20 protein-coding genes are annotated in these 19216 nt (G+C 45.8%); 8 read left to right on the plus strand and 12 right to left on the minus strand.

Annotated elements, in window-relative coordinates; translation table 11 throughout:
- Position 1: 1 nt before the first annotated feature.
- On the minus strand, positions 2 to 310 hold the full coding sequence (locus ACLWBB_RS04715; protein ID WP_413290417.1) for a hypothetical protein: 309 nt from the start codon (positions 308 to 310) through the stop codon (positions 2 to 4).
- Between the two features lie 173 nt (positions 311 to 483).
- Here ACLWBB_RS04715 and ACLWBB_RS04720 point away from each other — a divergent pair, with 173 nt between their 5' ends.
- From ACLWBB_RS04720 to ACLWBB_RS04730, 3 genes are all read left to right on the plus strand, one after another.
- Positions 484 to 1542: a hypothetical protein gene (locus tag ACLWBB_RS04720; RefSeq protein WP_413290418.1), complete on the plus strand. Its 1059-nt coding sequence runs from the start codon at positions 484 to 486 to the stop codon at positions 1540 to 1542.
- Positions 1543 to 1709: 167 nt separating this feature from the next.
- On the plus strand, positions 1710 to 2138 hold the full coding sequence (locus ACLWBB_RS04725) for a DUF962 domain-containing protein (protein WP_413290419.1): 429 nt from the start codon (positions 1710 to 1712) through the stop codon (positions 2136 to 2138).
- A 78-nt stretch (positions 2139 to 2216) separates the two neighbouring features.
- Positions 2217 to 3395, plus strand: a complete 1179-nt coding sequence (locus ACLWBB_RS04730) for an OmpA family protein (RefSeq protein ID WP_413290421.1) — start codon at positions 2217 to 2219, stop codon at positions 3393 to 3395.
- 4 nt (positions 3396 to 3399) lie between these two features.
- Here the strand turns inward: ACLWBB_RS04730 and ACLWBB_RS04735 are convergent, their stop codons facing one another.
- The 4 genes from ACLWBB_RS04735 to ACLWBB_RS04750 all read right to left on the minus strand — a co-directional run bounded on the left by ACLWBB_RS04735 (position 3400) and on the right by ACLWBB_RS04750 (position 6658).
- The gene (locus ACLWBB_RS04735) at positions 3400 to 5076 is read right to left on the minus strand and encodes a hypothetical protein (RefSeq protein WP_413290422.1); all 1677 of its coding nucleotides are present in this window, start codon (positions 5074 to 5076) and stop codon (positions 3400 to 3402) included.
- Positions 5077 to 5164: 88 nt separating this feature from the next.
- Positions 5165 to 5575: a hypothetical protein gene (locus tag ACLWBB_RS04740; protein WP_413290423.1), complete on the minus strand. Its 411-nt coding sequence runs from the start codon at positions 5573 to 5575 to the stop codon at positions 5165 to 5167.
- 167 nt (positions 5576 to 5742) lie between these two features.
- On the minus strand, positions 5743 to 6153 hold the full coding sequence (locus ACLWBB_RS04745) for a cytochrome b562 (protein WP_413290424.1): 411 nt from the start codon (positions 6151 to 6153) through the stop codon (positions 5743 to 5745).
- Positions 6154 to 6166: 13 nt separating this feature from the next.
- Entirely contained in the window at positions 6167 to 6658 is a 492-nt protein-coding gene (locus ACLWBB_RS04750) for a hypothetical protein (RefSeq protein ID WP_413290425.1), read from the minus strand.
- Between the two features lie 208 nt (positions 6659 to 6866).
- Between ACLWBB_RS04750 and ACLWBB_RS04755 the strand changes: the two genes are divergently transcribed.
- Genes ACLWBB_RS04755 through ACLWBB_RS04765 form a run of 3 tightly spaced genes read left to right on the plus strand, consistent with a single transcriptional unit; the run spans position 6867 to position 9308 of the window.
- Positions 6867 to 7631 carry a c-type cytochrome domain-containing protein gene (locus tag ACLWBB_RS04755; protein WP_413290426.1) on the plus strand — a complete coding sequence of 255 codons (765 nt, stop codon included), beginning with the start codon at positions 6867 to 6869 and terminating at the stop codon, positions 7629 to 7631.
- Between the two features lies 1 nt (position 7632).
- Positions 7633 to 8211, plus strand: coding sequence for a YceI family protein (locus ACLWBB_RS04760; protein ID WP_413290427.1), 579 nt, complete (start codon positions 7633 to 7635; stop codon positions 8209 to 8211).
- A complete protein-coding gene (locus tag ACLWBB_RS04765; protein ID WP_413290428.1) occupies positions 8199 to 9308 on the plus strand; it encodes a hypothetical protein in 1110 nt (369 codons plus the stop codon). Before ACLWBB_RS04760 ends, ACLWBB_RS04765 begins: the two co-directional genes overlap by 13 nt.
- A 9-nt stretch (positions 9309 to 9317) precedes the next feature.
- Here the strand turns inward: ACLWBB_RS04765 and ACLWBB_RS04770 are convergent, their stop codons facing one another.
- Together ACLWBB_RS04770 and proB are read right to left on the minus strand one after the other, a co-directional pair.
- On the minus strand, positions 9318 to 10574 hold the full coding sequence (locus tag ACLWBB_RS04770; RefSeq protein WP_413290429.1) for a glutamate-5-semialdehyde dehydrogenase: 1257 nt from the start codon (positions 10572 to 10574) through the stop codon (positions 9318 to 9320).
- The gene (proB, locus tag ACLWBB_RS04775) at positions 10558 to 11343 is read right to left on the minus strand and encodes a glutamate 5-kinase (protein ID WP_413290430.1); all 786 of its coding nucleotides are present in this window, start codon (positions 11341 to 11343) and stop codon (positions 10558 to 10560) included. Before proB ends, ACLWBB_RS04770 begins: the two co-directional genes overlap by 17 nt.
- Positions 11344 to 11584: 241 nt before the next feature.
- Here proB and ACLWBB_RS04780 point away from each other — a divergent pair, with 241 nt between their 5' ends.
- Together ACLWBB_RS04780 and ACLWBB_RS04785 are read left to right on the plus strand one after the other, a co-directional pair.
- Positions 11585 to 12334: a hypothetical protein gene (locus tag ACLWBB_RS04780; protein ID WP_413290431.1), complete on the plus strand. Its 750-nt coding sequence runs from the start codon at positions 11585 to 11587 to the stop codon at positions 12332 to 12334.
- A gap of 23 nt (positions 12335 to 12357) precedes the next feature.
- Positions 12358 to 15231 carry a hypothetical protein gene (locus ACLWBB_RS04785; RefSeq protein ID WP_413290432.1) on the plus strand — a complete coding sequence of 958 codons (2874 nt, stop codon included), beginning with the start codon at positions 12358 to 12360 and terminating at the stop codon, positions 15229 to 15231.
- Here ACLWBB_RS04785 and ACLWBB_RS04790 read toward each other — a convergent pair.
- The 5 genes from ACLWBB_RS04790 to ACLWBB_RS04810 all read right to left on the minus strand — a co-directional run bounded on the left by ACLWBB_RS04790 (position 15228) and on the right by ACLWBB_RS04810 (position 19120).
- Positions 15228 to 16244, minus strand: a complete 1017-nt coding sequence (locus ACLWBB_RS04790; RefSeq protein WP_413290434.1) for a glycosyltransferase — start codon at positions 16242 to 16244, stop codon at positions 15228 to 15230. The two genes, ACLWBB_RS04785 and ACLWBB_RS04790, sit on opposite strands and share 4 nt — an antisense overlap.
- A gap of 112 nt (positions 16245 to 16356) precedes the next feature.
- A complete protein-coding gene (locus ACLWBB_RS04795) occupies positions 16357 to 17313 on the minus strand; it encodes a Crp/Fnr family transcriptional regulator (protein WP_413290435.1) in 957 nt (318 codons plus the stop codon).
- Between the two features lie 186 nt (positions 17314 to 17499).
- Positions 17500 to 17940: an Hsp20/alpha crystallin family protein gene (locus ACLWBB_RS04800; protein WP_413290436.1), complete on the minus strand. Its 441-nt coding sequence runs from the start codon at positions 17938 to 17940 to the stop codon at positions 17500 to 17502.
- A gap of 131 nt (positions 17941 to 18071) precedes the next feature.
- The gene (locus ACLWBB_RS04805) at positions 18072 to 18620 is read right to left on the minus strand and encodes an SCE4755 family polysaccharide monooxygenase-like protein (RefSeq protein ID WP_413290437.1); all 549 of its coding nucleotides are present in this window, start codon (positions 18618 to 18620) and stop codon (positions 18072 to 18074) included.
- Positions 18617 to 19120 (minus strand): hypothetical protein, encoded by a 504-nt coding sequence (locus tag ACLWBB_RS04810; protein WP_413290438.1) that lies wholly within the window; start codon positions 19118 to 19120, stop codon positions 18617 to 18619. The genes ACLWBB_RS04805 and ACLWBB_RS04810 overlap by 4 nt, the downstream gene beginning before the upstream one ends.
- Between the last annotated feature and the right edge of the window lie 96 nt (positions 19121 to 19216).

Below are 19216 nucleotides of genomic sequence, written 5' to 3' on the forward strand. Positions count from 1 at the left end.
ACTAAGCAGCGTGCTTCTTTTGAGCAGGGTTCAGAAGACCTTTACCAGACAAGCAAGTAAAGCAGTCGCCCCAGAACTTCTCTTTAAGTTTGATTTCAGCAGGACCAAATTTGATTTTTGGGAAATCCGTTTTTTCAGCATGGTCGCAGAACTTAGCTTCATCACAAGCACGAACCACTTTCATCAACATATTGAAGTGGACATCTGTGAATGTTTTGTTATCAACCAACATTTTTCTGAGTCCGGCCTCTGGAGTGTTTGTGAGGAAGTCAAAAAGACCTGGGACGTCATATTGAAGGTTAAAACCCATAGTTAATACCCCTTTGTTAGGATTGTTCACGTCTTACTTATCGGAGTTCCTTAGAGTTTTTTGAGTTTTAAAAAGAGACAAGGCGCGAAGATGGAACAGAACAAGATCGGGCCTAAGTCTAGTTCTAGGCCATAGCCCCTTCAGACCTGCGACCTAAATCCGATCTAGTCGGTATGAAAACACTCATCTTATGTCTTGCTCTTTTGTTATCTCAAGCGGCCAATGCGGTCTCAGACGATGTCTTTTATAAGATTGCATACCCTGTTGGACTCAACGTGGACGAACGTTATAGCAGCTCACGCGAGTTGATACCACGCCGAAGCCAGTCTGGGTCTCATTCAACAGATTCTTGTGATGAATCTTTAGATGGCCGTGATCGTTTTGCAGAACGCATCGCCTATGCAGTTGAAGTAAAGAGCAAGCGCAGCCGTGCACAACTTGAATACGTTGCACCTTACTATGGTCTTTCGAAGGATATTAGGACCTACACACCAAATGGTTTTTTAAGCCACCCGATGTGTCCTGTTAGCAAAGCGAGTTTGAAAACGACTTTGGGTTCGAAGTATGTTCCGGCGTCAAAGACTGTCGAGAAAGCCAACGTCTTTGTTAGTCGCATGAACAGATACAGAAGCGAAGCTATGGCTGGAAATAAAGACAGCTTACTTCAGGCTCGTAAACTTTGGAGCAAGTTCATGATGTGTTTAGCGTACACCGAGTCTTTGACGTCTGCGGATAGTACAAAGTCTTCGCAGGTTGCAAAGAAGTACGCACCAAGCAGCTATCGTCGCCCGGCAGGGGTCAAGTTCTATGAAGACCCTTATCAATCACCCGAGAGCCGTTTGAATATTGGTCTTTTTCAATTTACGCCAAATTCGGCGGGCAATGTGCAAGCTTGTATCCGTGGTTGGAATGCCACGTTCCCAGCCTGCAGGGTCAGTGAATCTGCAAGCTCTTCAACAATGATTCGTATTTTAGGAAGCTCGCTGCAAACGTTTAATGCTTTTTGCGCAGCTTCAAAAGTGACAGATATGTTTGCGGTGCAGATCAATACTCGTAATACGGTGAACACTCATCCTGCCAATGTGAAAACGAATGGCAGCTTAAAAGCGCCGGCAGATCGTTGCGTGAGCCTGCATATGAGCAGCGGAAAAAGCTACAATCACTTCGGTCCGTTTCAAAATACGACGGGCGAGAACCTCGATGATTTGCTGACGTGTGCTTTGTCCCCTTAAGTAATATGAGGCGGGGAATCATAGATGGCCACTACTAAAGTAGGAAGCTTTTTTTTGGCCTTTGCGAAACACTGTCCCGAGATGCCTCTTCATAGTGGCCGCGAAACTTAATAAACTCGCTCTTTTCGTCACTTGTCAAAATGAAGACCTGGCTTCATAATGGGGTTATGAAAACTCTAGATCAATGGCTTCAGCTATACTCCGTCAGTCATCAAAACCGCACTAATCAACTCATTCATAAAGTTTGTGTGCCCGCGATTTTCTTTAGCTTGTTTGGAATGATATGGGGAATTCAATTTGGCGAAGTCCGCTTAGCTTGGATTATCGCGATTCTCGGAATGGCTTTCTACATAAGATTAGGTGTCAAAAGCAGTCTCTTGATGTTGTTTCAATTGGCACTAACCTTTGTCATTCTTCATAACTGGTCTCAGCGAACAGAATCACTGTTTTTGCCAAATCTAGGTATTTTTGTTGTCGCATGGATCGGTCAATTCATTGGCCATAAAATCGAAGGCGCAAAACCTTCCTTCTTTGAAGATCTGCAGTTTCTTTTAGTGGGCCCTCTTTGGGTTTTCAGAGTTCTTCTAAAAAAATAAAATCGTAATATCGTAAAGGTTCCTTCCAGGTTCTCACATAGAAGTTGGTTATAACTAAACCATTCAAGGGAGGACTTTATGTTCACAAAAACGATTGCGACCTCACTGGCCGTGGTGAGCTTATTCGCTTCAATTTCAATGGCACAAGAAGAGACTCAAACACAAACAATGGCGGCTCCAAAGCCAAGCTCAATGAACGTGAACGATCCAGTTGGATGGTTCCCCTTCATCGGTCTATCTGGTGGTTATATGTCGCCTGATGATGTCCTACTCACTGAGGGTGTCCCAGGGGATATCAAGATTATTGGTTCGCACTTTGGCGAAAGCCGTCACAGTATTTGGGATGTCGGTTTGGGCTTTATGGGCACAAGCTTCACTCAAAAAAGTACAACTGAGAACAACTTCATTTCCGGAGGTCTTGCAGAGTTAGCTTGGCGCTATAACTCGACAGGCCGTTGGCAAATTGGTCCTATCGTGAATACTTACATTGGTGGTGGTGAGCGTTTCGGTTCTTCAGATCCAAATCTAACTACCTTTGCAGGTTTGCAATTGGTGAAAGAGTTTGCGGTAAAAAACACCAGCATGTTCCGTATCGGTTTGAAAGGTCTTGCCGACTTGAGTATTCCTGACGGCGACATTTCAACTGTGATGCTGGATCTGCAATGGGGCTTTGGCGGAGAACAAAAAGGTCCTGACGTTGCACAGACTGAAGACACAATGAATACGGGTGATACCACAAGCTCATTGGCCGAGACAGCTCCCGAGTCTGACATGGCAGAGAGTGCTCGTGCGGCGGCGGCAGCTACTGGTGCGACAATGGGAATCAATGCACGTCGTGTGATCGAAACAGATCCAACAAACAACGCGCTTCTCTTTAGAAACGATGCTCGTATGCACTTTGATACAGGCAGCGCGACTCTAACAGGAGTTAACGCGGACTTTGTTGAATCACTAGGTCGTACACTTTCAGAACGTTCTGACTTGTTCGACAAAGTAGAGGTAATTGGTTACGCCGACCAAACAGGTTCGCGCCAAATCAATACCCAGGTTTCAAGATCAAGAGCAAATTCTGTAGCAAACAGTCTAACTGCTGGTGGATTGCCAAAAGCTAAGGTCCAATCAAGCTGGAAAGGCTCTTCAGACCTCTTGTATCAATCATTATTGCCAGAAGATATGCAGCAAAATCGTCGCGTGGACATTAAGTTCCATGGCGTGAAAGACCAAGCTGCCCTTGAACAACTTCTTTCAGGCCTCTAAGAACTTAGAGAGTTTGTAAGAACCGGATAAGAGCTTTTTTCTGCTGATGCGAAAGAAGCTCTTTTCCGTTTTCCAAAAAGATGTCTTCATCATGCCCTTGATTACCCATGCCGGCTTTACGTGTATCATAGAGGTGCTTCGTCACTTTCCACGATGCCGGTGTTTTTGCTCCTAGAGGATAGCCATTGCAATCAGCATCGAAGTCTTTTTCTTTATCCAAAGCTTCACCTGAATAGTAAAAGACAGGGCGATTTTTTGCGGGCGTTAGGACCGCGCAAAGGCTCGGCACCGAATTATTATGGAAATAGGGCCAGCGTGCCCATATTCCGACAAGTGGCGGGGGCACATAGCCGGTCTGCACTTGAATCACAATCCCATTGTTCTGAGAAATCGCCAGACGGTTTAGTTGCTCGAGTGACTTCATTCCGCGATAGCGATAAGGGTCCGTTCCTACATCTTCAACACGAGTCTGAGTTTTGTAGCGGACAACCGTGGTCTTTAGTTTTTCCACTGATGATAGCTGATTAGCGTTTGGCAAATTCCAGGCTTTTTCATAGTGGCCGTGGCAGCGCGCACAGGTTTTGTTAAATACCTGTTCGCCATCTTTTGCCAAGCTCAGATCGATTTTTTCAGCAGGGAAAAAATCAGTAAAGAGCGGAGCTTCTGAAGAAAACACAGCGGTGGTGATCTCTTGCAGAGTTTTCTCGTTGCTACGAAGCCAATCATCTAAATCGTACAAGTCGGCACCGCGGCCGATTTCATTCCAAAGAATGTTTGTCAAAATCGGATTTCCGCTGATCACGGACCCATCCGACAACCACCGATTTTTATATTTCACATTCCACCATACTGCAGGTTTTGAATCTGCAGGGTTGCGATCTAAAATCGGATCTGGACGAGGGGTTCTAGAAAGCTGATCGCTGAACGTAGCCCAAGGATCTTGATTACGATGGTTCAACGAAAGACTGACTTGCGCTAACGACGTATCGAGTCCCAATGCGACGGGTTTTTTAAGTCCCAGGGACTTCATATTTTCTTTCAGTTGCCTCATCATCTGTGTTTCGCCATCAGTCGCTTTGGTATAAAACTGAAAGACTGCCGGAGAGATATTTTTTGCAGCTTCTTTTGCATTGATGAAAAATTCGTTCGCCGTTGGAAAACGATTGGTCATTCCCAAAACTGTTTTGCCAAAAAGGTTCGAAGAGTGGCAGGTCGCGCAGCTAAAAGTAAAACCCACGCCGTGAGAACTTTCAATTAGCCCCAAACCCATACGGTGATTCGGGCGGACTCCCTCAGGATAGGGAACGGAATATACACCCTGATCTGTCGGTGCCGGGTAGGGATGCAGTCCCAATTCTTTTAAAACATCATCCATGCTGTGATAGCCAGAGATGCCCCGCAGAATAGAGTTTAAAAAATCACGCAAAGGATTTTTGGAAGTGTCTTCGATCAAGCGACGTGTGGGCTCGTAGGGCGGAAGCATACCCGTGATTTCGACGGGATAGATTTGTGCGTGGATTTTCCCAGCGTTGCGGAAGATTTTAAAATCGCCACCAGAGAGGTCATAAGGATTGGGTCTTCCGCCAACGGGCACAGGAACACCTGCAGTCCAATCCGGGTTTGTAGTGGCTTGTGCGTGCAGTCCCGCAAAAAGAAAAAGCCCGGCTACAAAAAGCTTCATCCTAAAACTCCTCGTTGATTGAGGTCTTTAGAATATGCCGTACCGGGCTTACTACAGAACTAGTCTGTGGAGTTTATGGACTTAGGTCCTACTCAAGCGTGTAAACGTAGAATTTAAAACTGTCTTTATTTTTAGAAGCACTCACAGCACGTTGCAAACATGCTTTCGCGCCTGCAAAGTCTTTTTTGCCAGTGTGACTAGAGAACAATACAAGCACTACAGAATTTTGGACGCTTGCCTCAACAGTGCAATCAGCATCCATAACGGCCAAAAGTGATTGTGTGCCTGCAGTAAAATCAAGAGCGGTTTTAGCAGTGCTGAATTTGCAGCTGAAAAGATTAGAGTCCATATCGTCTGCAGGGACTTGATCCACGCAAGCTTGGTAGACATTGTCGATGCTACGCTCAACTGCGATCATGTTTGCGATTTTGCGGTCTGCAGCTTGTGCATTCACTGCAAGAGTCAAAGAAAGAGCCAAAAAACTAAGTGCAAATTTCATCTGATATCTCCTTGATGTAAGACTAGAGGCTAGAATTCTTTATCAAGGACGGATAGCAATAAGGCACTGCAGAATAATAAAGCTTATGGAAACAATGGGAACAGAGAGGGCTTAAATAGCGGAATTTCCTCCCGACACGAGTCGCCGGGAGGTTCATACATGGACTTTTAAGGATCGTATTGGTCGTGGCCGTCTTGCTTATGGTCTTTGATTTGACGGTAAATCGCTTTGGCAGCGGCGTTGTCATTGTCTGTGAAAGCCTGAGCCAGCTGATTTATGAGATCAATCGATTGCTGGATGGCATCTTGGTAGCCTTTAAAAGCTTCCGCACGTTTCGCCTCTGGCATTTCTTGCAAGTGAGTCGGCACCTGTTCTTTTGTGATTTTCATGATTTCAGCCATTTGTAACGCCGCCGCTGCATTTTCAGCATTTTTAGAAGCGTCAGTGAGGCTGCCACCAATTGCCTTAAAGATTTTTTCTGCATCTTTCATATTGTCTTCAAGGCTGCGCTCTTCGGCGAAGCTTGAAAAAGCAGTTAAAGAAAGAGTCATCAGTGTTAACGCAAAAAACTTACGCATAGGGAAGCTCCTTTTATAGTTTTTTATGGGCTCGCATAACGAGGTGATCTAGTTCAAGACGCTTTTCGTTGGCTTCAGTGAAGTTTCTTTCGGCCGCAGGTTGAGCCAACAAAGCTTTAAACATGTCTCGGTACTGACCTAAGCCATCTTTGTAATCCGTCATGAAATAGATGTAGTCATCAACGTATTCCGCTTTTTCTTTCTCATCAGTTATGAATACCAATTTCGATGGAAGGACATCGCCCGTTGGATCTTTAAGAACTTGATCAGCACAATCGATGGCCATGCCAAGTTTCGTGATTGCAGTATTGATGTCAGCATCGGTGACTTTTTCAACGGGGTTTGCAGCTCTAACACAAAGGTAGTCCGCTTCCATAACAAATTTGCCGAAGTTTCTCATCACACGGTTCACCGTGAGGTGGGTCTCTTTAGCTCCTAGTGGGCATTCCGCCAAAGCCGCTAAAGGTAGAAACGCCAATACGAAAATGAAACTGATTTTAGTCATTGTATCTTCCCCCCAAACACCATTCTAGTAGTCTAAGCCTCTGTGAAATGTCATGAGTTTTGGTCTATCCCATTGCTAAATGAAAGCCAATTGCAAGCCCTGGAAATATTTATATTTTTTCACGCAATTGGGTCCGCATTTTTTAAAGAATCCCCTTTTTACTCGCGACTGAATGTGTATATATTCGGTCCAACGCAGTGGAGGGCTCATGTTGCGTCGATTTCTATATTTGGCTTTGGGATTGTGGCTGCTGACAGCCTGTAATTCCTATGTCTCCAAAAAAGCCCCTGTTTCTGAGGAAACCGTCACTCCAGCTTCTATCAGCTATCAATTTGTAAATACCAAGGTTCTGGCTCCTCGCTGTATTGAATGTCATAGCGCTTCTGGTGGCGATGATGGGGACGTGAATCTAGAAACTTATGAAAACGTCGTTTCCCATTTGCCTGAAATTGCAGAGACCGTTTTTATCGACGAAAGCATGCCGCCTAAAAAAGCCGGTGGTCCTTTGGGCGCCTATGAGAAGAGCGTGCTTCGCATGTGGATTGATGCTGGTGCCCCTCGTGAGGCCGGAGCTGCCCCAGCACCAGTTCCGACGCCAACCCCGGATCCAGAAACACCACCACCTCCAGGGCCACCAGAAGGCACGCCACCACCACAACCAACACCTCTGCCGACTCCGGAGTTTGTCGACCCAACTTGGCAGGATATTTCTAAGAAAATTTTCGAACCAAAATGTATCAGCTGCCATAAGCCCGGCGAAAAAGCCGAGGAGTATCCTTTGTCAGACATGGCTTACGTTGTGAATCCTGCAAACTTAATGGTTGTTGCGGGAAACCCAGAAGACAGTGAGCTTTATATCTCTGTCACTCGTCAGGATAAGCGGGTCATGCCGCCGCCAAAAACCGGAGTGACACTGAGCCCTCAAGAGATCGATGCAATTCGAATTTGGATTTTAAATGGAGCAAAGGACTAAAATGAAAATAGCTGCTGTGATTTTTGCAACAGGAATTCTGACAACGACTCTAGCAATGACTAGCGCTCAAGCGGCCGTTCTACAAACTAACAAGAGTGAAGTTGAATTCTTGGCCATTGGAAAACCAAGCGCGATTAAAATCCGCGGCAAAGGCCAAGATCTCAAAAGCCAGATTCAAGTGAAAGAAAAGCAACTGAGCGGAAGTTTTGTTTTCAATTTGGATTCTTTAGATACCGGCATTGAACTTCGTACTAATCACATGAAGGAAAAGTATCTTGAAACCGGAAAGTTCAAATATGCAGAAGTGATTCTAAAGCCAGTGGCTTTGGCTCAAGATCCATGCAAAGAATCGATGACAGCAGAGAAAGTTGCATTTGAAGGAACTCTGAAGCTTCATGGCATTGATAAGCCTGTTAAAGGCGAGTTCGACCTAAAAGCCGATAAAGGGCAGGGAAAATCTAAAATTCGTTTTGATCTTAATATCACGGATTACCAAATTGAAATTCCAGTTTATATGGGAATCAAAGTTGCCGACAAAGTTGAAAACAGTGTAGATCTGGAATGGACATGCGTTCAGTAATTGCCTCTTTCTTTCTTCTGAGCTTTTTAAGCTCGTCTGCGGCCTTTGCTTTTCCTGAAATGATTCGCATGGGCTATCCGAATTGTACTTCGTGCCACGTCTCTCCGAGTGGTGGTGGTTTGATGACGGACTATGGCCGCTCTATCGCTGCAGAGGCCTTAAGTACTTGGGCTTACCCAAAGGAAGAGCTTCCAGGACATGGGTATTTGCCGGAACCTCCCGCGTGGCTTAAAATCGGCGGCGATGTTCGCGTGATTCAAACTTATATCGATAATGCTCAAGCGACTGCTAAAAGTTTTTTCTTAATGCAATCGGACCTGGAACTTGGATTTAATTTCGGCAGATTCTGGTATGTGCAGGATCTGGGAATTCAAGGGGGCCCTGAGCGTGCGCCAAATCGGGGCGAGTTCGTAGCTCATCGTTATTATGCACTCTATAATTTGAATGATGAGTCTTATGTGCGTGCCGGGAAGTATTTGTTGCCTTACGGTTTGAACATTCCTGATCACACGTCTTTTATCCGCAGAAACTTAGGTTTTGATCAAGGGCAAGAGACCTACAACCTAGATATCGGCATGATTGGCGAGGTTTGGAATTCGATTTTGGCGATCAGCTTTGGTCGTAAAGAAGATCCCGTAGATTTAGAAAAAGGCGCTTCGTTGCAAGTGGGTTACAACCACGGCGACACTCATAAAATCATGGGAAGTCTTGCCTATCTTAAAAAGGAAGACGTCTCTTCTAGAATTTTATTAGGGCCACAAATTATTTGGGGCTTTAACTCAAAGCTCGTGTTCTTGGGTGAGTACGACTATCAAGAGAAAACTTTAGAAGGCGCTACAAAGACTGTGCAAAAAGGTGCTGTGACTTACAGTCGCCTTCAGTATGAGGTCAAAAAAGGTGTAAACCCTTATCTTTTGCATCAGCTATCGTATTTGGATTTTACGCAATTGCGAACGAGAACAAACAGTGTTGGCGCTGGAGTTCTTTGGTATCCGCGTCCGCATTTAGAGCTCACGACAGAAGTTGATTACAGCGAAACAGCCCAGATCAATGCCTACAACACAGTAGGGTGGATCTTAGGCCATTACTATTTCTAGAAGCTAGTTTTATTGTCTAATTTGTCCGGTGCCGTCGATGATCCAGCGGGGACTTGTCAGTTCCCGCAAGCCGACAGGACCACGGACATGGAGCTTTTGAGTACTGATGCCAAGCTCACCACCAAGACCGAACTCAAACCCATCTGTAAAACGGGTTGAAGCATTCCAATATACGGCTGCTGCATCAACCTCTTGCTGAAACACGCGGGCTTTCTTTTCGGAACTCGTGACGATGGCTTCCGAATGTTTAGAGCCGTGCTTTTCAATATGAGTGAGAGCTTCGTCCAAACTCTTAACTACTCGGCAATTCATAATCAGATCTAGATACTCGGTATCCCAGTCTTCATTGTCGGCCAAAGTAACCAATGGGTTCTTGCCGAGAATTTCAAAAGAAGTAAGATCTGTGTGCCATTTAAGTTTTTTACTTTCAGTCGCTTGATTCAGCATTGGTAAAAACTTGGCGGCTACTTTTTCATGAACTAATACCGTTTCTAAAGCATTACAGACACCAGGACGTTGAGTCTTCGCATTCGTCACGATATTTACGGCCATTGCTAAATCCGCATCTTCATCGATATACGTGTGGCACAGGCCACGATCATTTTTAATAATCGGCATAAGCGCGGTTCTTTGGACAAAGTCGATAAGTTTCTCGCCACCACGAGGTACGACGATATCGATATAATCTTTGCGCTTTAAAAGAGCTTCCACCAAAGAGCGATCATAGTCTTCAAGGCCATGGAAAGGAACTTGGGTAAAACCACTCGCTTGCAGGCTTTGATGCATAAGTTTGTATATCGCAGCCGCCGTGTGACGGGACTCTGATCCTCCACGAAGCAAGATCACATTGCCGGATTTAAACGCCAAAGAAAAAGCTTCGAGGATCACATTCGGACGAGACTCGAAGATCATAAAAATCACACCAAGGGGCGCGCGGATTTTTTGCAGATTTAAACCATTCTTCAGAGTTCTTTGCTCGATCATTTCACCGACTGGATCTGGTAGAGCCGCCACTTGGCGAAGACTCTCCATCATGCCTTCCAGGCGCTGGGGATTCAGAGTCAGACGATCACGAAAAGCAGGGGCGGTGTCTGCGGAAAGGGCTGCAAGATCTTTTTGATTAGCATCTAAAACAGTTTGAGAATTTTTACCAAGATCTTCTGCTAACTTTAAAAGAGCTGCATTTTTTTGAACCGCAGGAATTTTTCTTTGAGCTCTTGCAGACTCACGCAGAGTCTGAAGCATTTGTTCATTTTTTGGATCCATATCGACCTCCCACTTGGGTCCCGATCACTTCGCCTTTGGCAATTTGGATCAAGTTGCTTGGCAAATCTCCTCGCACAAGATGAGTGACGATCCCGTGCTGATGGGCGTTGTCAGCGGCTAACAATTTCGAATACATTCCACCGGTTCCCACTTTAGAGACCGCTTTGCGATCGGCAAGCGCGTATTCGGCTTTACTAATGCGGGGACAATAAGAAATCAAATGAGCTTTCGGATTCTTGTTCGGATCCGAATCATAAAGACCATCTACATCCGTCATCAGAACTAAACGCTCTGCCTTCATCATGATCGCAACCTTTGAAGCAAGCGAGTCATTGTCACCGAAACGAATCTCTTCAGTCGCAACGGCATCGTTTTCATTCAGGATAGGAATTACTTTCCACAAAAGGAGTTCATTCAATGTGTTCTGAAGATTTTTTCTGCGAGTTGCATTTTTCATATCTCCGGCAGTCAGCAAAACTTGCGACCCTAGAAGACTGGAAGCTTGCAGAGCCAGATTGTATTGATCCATCACCAGCGGCTGACCGATCGCGCTCAGAGCTTGCTTTTGCGGAAGGCTGCGCTTTGGTTTTTTGAAGTTTGTTCGTGAAACGGCCCAGGCAATGGCGCCCGATGTGACCCAGATCACTTCAATGCCATGTTTCTTGCGAAGAAGAGCTACTTGTTGCATCCATGCGCGCATCAGGAGGGGGCCTCCGTCGCACACCATCTTACTGCCGGCTTTTACAACCCAGCGGCGAAGTTTTGCCATAGAAAATACCTCTCTTAGAGTCTAGAGCTGCAAAGAAGGACCAGCAAACAAAAAGAGACTTCTACGGCCTGCCACTAAGTCTGGGTTTTTAGCAGGACTTATAGGGAGCCCTCTTCATTCACAGACCTTTTCGATCAGAATCTAATCCCTTCCCAGCCCTTGTTAAAAAATTTTATTCAAATATCTGTTTATTGGCCTCAGAGTGAAAGAATCTAGGTATTGGCAGCAGTGGAGCGCGCACATGAAAACATTGTTTTTATTTTTGACCACTTCGTTGTTCCTTCAAATTACTAATGCTCAAGAAAAACCTTCACAAAGAGGCGAGATTCGCTTCGGAGCTCTGCCAAGTATTCAAAGCTACAGTCTTAGCGGTACCGGATTTCAGGCTTCTAATGGCTCTTCTTCTGGCAACGGGACTTCTGTCGGTTTGACGTGGATGCGAGAACTTTCGGCGATCACGCTGGATTACCAAAATCTTCTCTATGCGGTGACTCCTCCTTCGGATTTAACACCTACCAAGATCGACAGTCGCTTCACGCGAGGGATTTTGGCATACGAAAGACTTCGCACAAAACAAGATTCCTCCAGAATTTTTAACTACTTTGTGGCACTTGAATACCGTGACCACAAGGCAGACACCACGACACCGAATGTGTTTATGCCCACCCGTACCGAGGGTGGTGTAACAGTAGGGCTTACCTATTCGAAGCAGCTAGATGAGATCTTTCAACTATCTGCCAATGCGGGACTTTTTATTCCTCTTTTTATGAATGAAGCCAGTGATAAAACCGGCTACTACAAAACCAGCATCAATCCGGACATTGGCTTTCGCTTCGTTTATCACGTGAACCACTTTATTGATTTTTCTGTCGGTGCTCAGGTTTTTTATTCACAAATTATATATACCGGAACTGGCGAGCGCGGAGTGACCGACGCCAAAGAGAGTTCGACGAATGTCATCGCTCCGGTAGAGCTTAGATTTAAGTTTTAATTTCGACTCTAGGATGGAGTTTTATGAAACTGAAAATTGCCGCAAGTTTATTTTTGTCGCTTTGGGCTCTGAGTGCTTGCGATAGTAAAAACTCTGTTGAAGGTGTTACCCAAACTCCTATGGAGACAGAGCCTACAATCACAGACGTAAAAAAAGTTGTCAGCGTTGGAGCTGGACTGAATTTTAACGCCATGACGGGGTCTTGGTCTGAAATGGCTATCAACCCTCTGACTCACGCACCAGCAGTTGTCTATTATGATCGCTCGGCCTTGGTTTCACCGGTGGCGGGCGCGTTAAAGTTTGCTTCGATGGATGCTGTTGGCAATTGGGAAATCGAAGTTATTGATGCTAATGCCGGAACCGCTGCACAAGCTTGCGGTGGTGGTGCAACTTCTGCAAACTGTATTGGCGCCCCAAACGTCGCGGTGCCGACGGCCTCTCAAGCGCAAATGTTTGATGTGAAGTTTTTAAACGAAACTACAGCAGCACGACCAGTAATCGCCTATGTGTATGGCACAGGTGGAGCAGCGTCTTCATCTTCAGGCAAATCTATTCGTCTTGCTGAAAAATCGACAAGTGGTACGTGGACCATCTCGACGGCGGTTCTTGGAACTCAAATTATGGCACTGACGACAAGCAGTGTTGGACCGCAGCTTGCGACCTTAGAGTATCCGATAAAGGGCCTTCGTATGCTTGTGGATGATAGCAATCGCATTCACTTGTATTTTGGTATCTATGCGGCGACGGCAAACAACAGTGCTTACGCCTATACAATGAGAAAAACCGATGGCACATGGACCACTCCAGTTACGATCACAGCTCCTACTGCACCAACGACAGCTCTGACCTTTGTTAGTGGGGCGCCTACTTATGTTGCAGGCACGGGGATGAGTCAATCCGGAGCTGCTTGGTGTAAGTATAATACCGGCGGCAGTTCTGCAGATGGCGTAGGTGCTTTAATTTCTTTAGCGACCGTGGATAATGTGCCAGCGGCATCTACGCAAGGATTCATTTTGCGTTGTGCAACTTCGAATAGCGATGGATCTTGCGCCACTTGGCAGGGGTTGGATTTTCACGCAGGTTGTGGTGGAGCTTGTATCACGACGACACCTGCAATGACAGCCGCAGCTGGAAATGCTTTTTCGCGTTCGGACCTTACAGTAGATCCCGTGACAGGAAATATTTTCCTAAGTGCATTTTACGCAGCACCTTCGTTAACCTCGCCAATAACAGCAGCGACAGGGATTCTTTCAACACAATCTCCAGCAGCATGTGATGCCGGTCTATCGACAACGGCATGGGCTACCGTGCGCGGATACCCAGCAGCAGCACAAGGAACATTGGGCTTAAGAGTCGCAGCAGACGGAACTAATTTCTATCTATCCTCTTTAGTCGCGGCGACCGGAACCAGTTTGGTATTGAACAAACAAACGTCGGCTTTAGCAGCTAACTGGAATACCTCACCAGATCAGATTACGGTGGAAGCAACTACCAATACCATCGGTGGCGGTTTTATATATGACATCACGACGTCAGTGCTTTGGGGTTCTTACGGCGCATTGACTGCTGCAGCTGCGGGTGTGACGGGGCAAGATCTAAAAGTCTTTAATCTTTATGGCAGTGACATTGCAACGACCGGTACTGTCAGCTTAGCTCACGTAGATCAAACCAACTTTGTCACTCAAAGCACAGCAGTCCCTATGTTGGATGCGACGATCGCTCCGAATGGCACTGTGGGATACGTGTACTTCTATCAGGAACCCGGTGCTGCTCCAGGTGTGAATTCCCATTTGTATTATGGAGTTCGCGGCGGGACGGTGCTTGCGCCGGCCTTTGGCGAAAAAATCATTGCGAGCGCGACTCAAGGTCTGACGACGTTCACGAACGGAGCCTATCCTTCACTGACTTACGATGCGAACAGCAATCCTTTGGTTTCTTATTTAGATAACGGAACTGCAGCCAACATGGGATATCTTATGGTGGCTCGATCAAATAACGGCGGGACTAGTTTTTCTTTAGAACGTGTGGATGGCAGTGCTGTTACAACCAACACGGTCGGGCAGCATAGCTCTATTAAAATCAGCACCGAGAATACTGTCGGAGTTTCCTACTACGACCATTCAACAGGCGCCACAGGCCAACGATTGAAATTTGCAAAGCGGGAAAAAAATGGCGGCTGGCGACGTTATATCGTGGACGGTCCAGGCTCTGCCGGCACGAATGGTTGTTCTACAGCTGCAACGACGACGACGGGTCTTTATTCGCAGTTGAAGTGGACTTCAGGTGGTCGTCCTGTGATTGTCTATCAGGCTTCAGTTGCTGGTGTTAAATCCTTACGTATGGCTTATGCGACCGAAGCTGAAACGAGCAGCACTTACACGTGGACTTGTTTGACCTTGGATACGAATTCACAAGGAGTTAACACTCGTGGAGAGGGCATTGATTTCTATCTTGATTCTGATGATAAGCCTTACATCGTTCACATGGATCAAGGTGTAGGGGCCGTTCGTTATGTAACTTGTCCTGCAGGGGATGATGTCCTTACTTGCGCTCAGACGGGTGAGAGTGCCTTTGAAGGCGAGCGTCTCAATTACGTCATCGGAAGTGTTACTTCTATCGTGAATAAACCTTCTGTGCGAGTTGATACAACAGGAAAAGTTTTTGTAACTTTCTACTCAGTGGCAGATCAAGGGTTATACCTTGCTACCAAGACGGTGGGTACATCAGGTGGGTGGAGCACAAACGCAGAGGCTCTTGAGACTCCGGTGCAAGGGGGAACCTACATTTCGGGTGCGGGCCAATACGCGGTGATGGTACTAAATTCCTCGAACCAACCGTTGGTGTTCTATCGTTCTTTAGAAAACTGGGTTAAATATTTCTCTCGCGAAGTTTACTAGGGCTTCTGAGCTTCGCGCAGATTCTTCTTCACTAGATGTTTGATTTGGACGATGTCACGGGCCATCTTCAGGGGATCCCAAAGGGGATGTACTGTCGAGCGCTTATCATCAATCCATTTTACAGGTTGTGAGCCAATCTGATAGCCAAGCTCTTTTGCTAAAACCAAAACCTCAACGTCAAATGCGAAGGTGTTCAAACTCTGGTGCTTGAAGATCTCGGCGTTTGCTTTTTTGCGAAACGCCTTAAACCCGCATTGAGTATCTGGAATTCCTTCTACAGAAAACTTTTGAACCATGTAACTAAAGCCTTTACTGAGAGCTTGGCGGAAAAGACTTCGTTTTTGATCGCTGTTATCAGCCTGAGTTTTACGATCCCCAATCAATACTTGCAATTGAGGCTCTCGCTGAAAGCGCTGTAAGAAATTGAAAATTTCTGGGAGTGGGGTTGAGAGGTCGGCGTCCATGAAAAGGGTTATTTCGCCCTGAGAGCGCTTCATGCCCGAACGGACCGCATAGCCTTTGCCATTTTTAACGACGTTATCGATGACTTTGATACGCGGATCGCCCGCAACCAAAGAGCTAGAGACTTCGTACGTAAAATCCGGCGATTTTTCAACCATCACCAAGACTTCGACTGGGAATGGAAACTTATCAAAGAACCTTTGGATTTTTACTAAGGATTCCGGCAGACGGTGGGCTTCTTTGTAGGCAGGGATTACCAAAGAAAGGTACGGCTTCTCAGTGCTGTATCCCGGAGTCATAGCGAGTGCATCAAGGTAAGTGTCTTTAATATTTGGATATTCCTGAACCAATTGGTCAGGGTCAAATTCCACACGACGAGCGCGCTCGTGAGTTTGATGGATTGCATTCTGAAGGTCTGAAGGAGCAGTGCCTTCACTAGGAAATCCCTTGGCAGAGTCTGTGAAAACATCGCGGCAAAGCTCTTGAGCGGAAGCACTCAGGCTTATCAATTGAAACAAGAAGAGGAATGTCAGTAAGGACGCTTTTACCACGGCATTTTCTCCACTCTAGAGCAATGTCTCAAAATGAGACATCTTTTCAGAGGACTCTCTTAGGGGATTGTTATTTCAATCCCCATGCCGTCTCTAACGAAATGCAAAGGTTTTAAGAGAAGATTCGTGTCAGATTATTGACCAGGAAGCAGTTTTCGGCAAGCGTCTCGAGCTCTTCACAGTGGAGGTAAAGGGTCACGCCCGAGTCTTCCATAGTGGGTTCGCTAAAGTACTTCTTGGCCGTTAGCACTTGAATATCTTCTTTGCGAAGGGCTCGACCGGTTTTATCGACAGACTCAGTTTGCAGAGCATTCAGATTTACTTTTGCAAAACCTTTGTGATTCCTTGGCAGGTCTTTGGCGAACTCGATCATTGCTTTTAGATTTTTAGTTTCTTCGTCGTTTAGCAAAAGTATGCGAGCTCTTTCTGGCTTAAAGAGCCATTCATTGTACCAATCAAGGAATCGGGTCAAATTTTCTGGCTTAAGATCTTTGAATCCCGGGCCTTCAGGCATCTCTTGATGCTGAAGGTAGCCAAGCTCCGCCAAGGCATGCGCCAAAGTATTCATACGAGCGGTAGGCTCTTGGAAAACCTGAATGGTATAGTTGCGAAGAGCGGCAAGACTAAAATGGCCCTTATGACGAAGGCTGGTAAGATTAAGAATCGCCATATACTTTGTCAAAAGGTGAGACGAAGCCGGTCCCACATTGTCAGTGGCCGCATTGGCGTGAATAAAGTGAATGCTTTCTTGCAGGTGATTGATCAGGTTTTTAAAAAGGGCCTGAATCCAAGTTGGCAAGACATCGATCTGCTTATGCAAAGTTTCATAGGGCATCACGATCACTTCTGAGTTTTGAAGCGCCTTGATATTGACCTCAGAAGTGCGTTTGTCAAACAAACCGACCTCACCAAACATTTCTCCTGTTTTGAAGTCTTTGTAACGAAGCTCAGAGTTACCGCGGAATTGGGTAATCGCAAACGAGCCGTTTTTGATGATGTACATTTCGGAAGGCGTTTCGCCTTCGCGCACCAGATACTGATCTTTGAGTACTTGTTTTATTTGCGCCATTTAAAAATAATAAAGTTTTTTACCGCAGAACCAAGACCAGAATTCTGACAAAAACCAAACAAGAAAAACGAGAATGAATTTGAATTGTTAATTTTAAATGGAGTGATATTTACGGACTTGAGTTTAGAGGGGCCTTACGCTCTCGTCGAAAAACGACAAGGCGTAAGGCAATCGCGGGGAGGGGAATTAGGAAAGGATTTCGATTTGTCGAGGTTTAGAAACCTCAGTTTTTGGAATTTGAATTTCTAGAACGCCGTTTTCAAAACGGGCTTCAATTTTTGCACCATCCACAGAACGCGGAAGAGTAAAACTCTTTTTGAAAACTCCGTAGCGCTTTTCATAGAAATGCACTTTGGTATTTTCTTTTGCTTCTGCTTCACGTTTTCTTTCGCCGGAAATTTTCAAGACATTCTGATCAATTTCAATCTTGATATCTTCTTTTTTGATTCCCGGCAGGTCTATGCTCATCAGAAATTTTTCTTCACTCTCAGAGACCTCTGCCGCAGGAGAAAAATCCCTGTCGTCATAGGAAGAATTTGACGGAGTAGAAACGAAATTTCCGAAGAGACGATCCATCTCTGAAAAGAGATCGGATTGTGTAGGCCAATTTGATGTCAGTAATCGCATGTAGAACCTCCTTCATCAGTTGTTCTTAGTGCAAAGATGAGATCGCTAAAAACAATGTCAAGCAGGCCCAATCATTTTTTTATAAATGATTGAAAAGAGATAAATCTTAAAAAGATTAGGTCACCGTGTTATTAGTGACAGTCATCCCCTGTGGATGGGGTCGGTGTTGTACTTGGAGTTGCCGTTGCGGCAGGGGTCGGAGTTGGTGACGGAGCTGTCGCACTGCCTTTAACTTGCATATCGGCACACGAATAGTAGTTCGTTGGGTTCGCAGGATTTTCGGTCATCACTTGAATCATCTGGAAGGTGCATGCACTACAATTCACATCAGGAATATTTAGCGTCGTGCTAAATTGATGTGGCAGTGGCATCCCTTGTTGGTTGTTCTGGATTGTTTTTAGTAATGTAAAGTTTTGATCTCCACCTGTAGAGAAGTAAAATTCAAAACGACCAGGATGGTAGATAGTTTCTTCCCAAGTAACGGTGATGCTTTGACCACCATTGATGACAGCAGGCTGTGCCACGCGCACAAATCCACCGCAAGGACCGATTTTAACTCCAGGATCGGTACTACGGATTTTAATCACGTCGCTCGCCTTCAAGCGTGAATGAGCCTGTGCAAACGAAACGCTCAGTAAAATACCACTCCAAAGGATTGTAATGTGAAAGAGGGATTTCACGGGCGGCTCCTTTGTCGGCAATTTTCAAGAGCACTCTCAAAAGCGCTATTCAGATTAGAACCCTCGCCATGAATGAAGGCGATATCGCGGCTTTTGATTTGAGTATGAATGCAACTCGCCTCGTCGCGGTTGTACGCACCACCTTCGACAAGGTCTTGGGCTTCTGCATCTTGCTGTTGATTGAAGGTGTCGAAATTGTAAGTCACAACATTTACGCAAGCTTCGCCAAGTCCTGCAATATTCAAACACTGGCGGCCCTGACTTTGCTCGGTACCCACTCCGGGTCGGAAGCGGCGCACGTCGCATTGATAGAAGCTGGCATCTTCGCACAAAGAAGGGTTTTTCTGGAGCTCTTCGGATTTGGCAGAGGTCATGACTTTCGCGCGGCATTGGGCGCTGGCGCTATTGAGAATGCCCGAGGTATCAGCATTAAAGCCTTTGGAGCAGTTGTTAAATGCAACAACGGCGATAGCCCCTAAAACCGATAACAGGATCCCCATGCGAGTCATTTTTTAATGATATCTGATAGGGGGAGAAATAAAAATGGCTTTAGCGGAAAGGCCAGGTCCAGTCTCGAGATGGGACAGTGTCGCAAA

The organism is Bdellovibrio sp. HCB337, assembly GCF_047302465.1.
Taxonomy (GTDB): Bacteria; Bdellovibrionota; Bdellovibrionia; order Bdellovibrionales; family Bdellovibrionaceae; genus JACMRP01.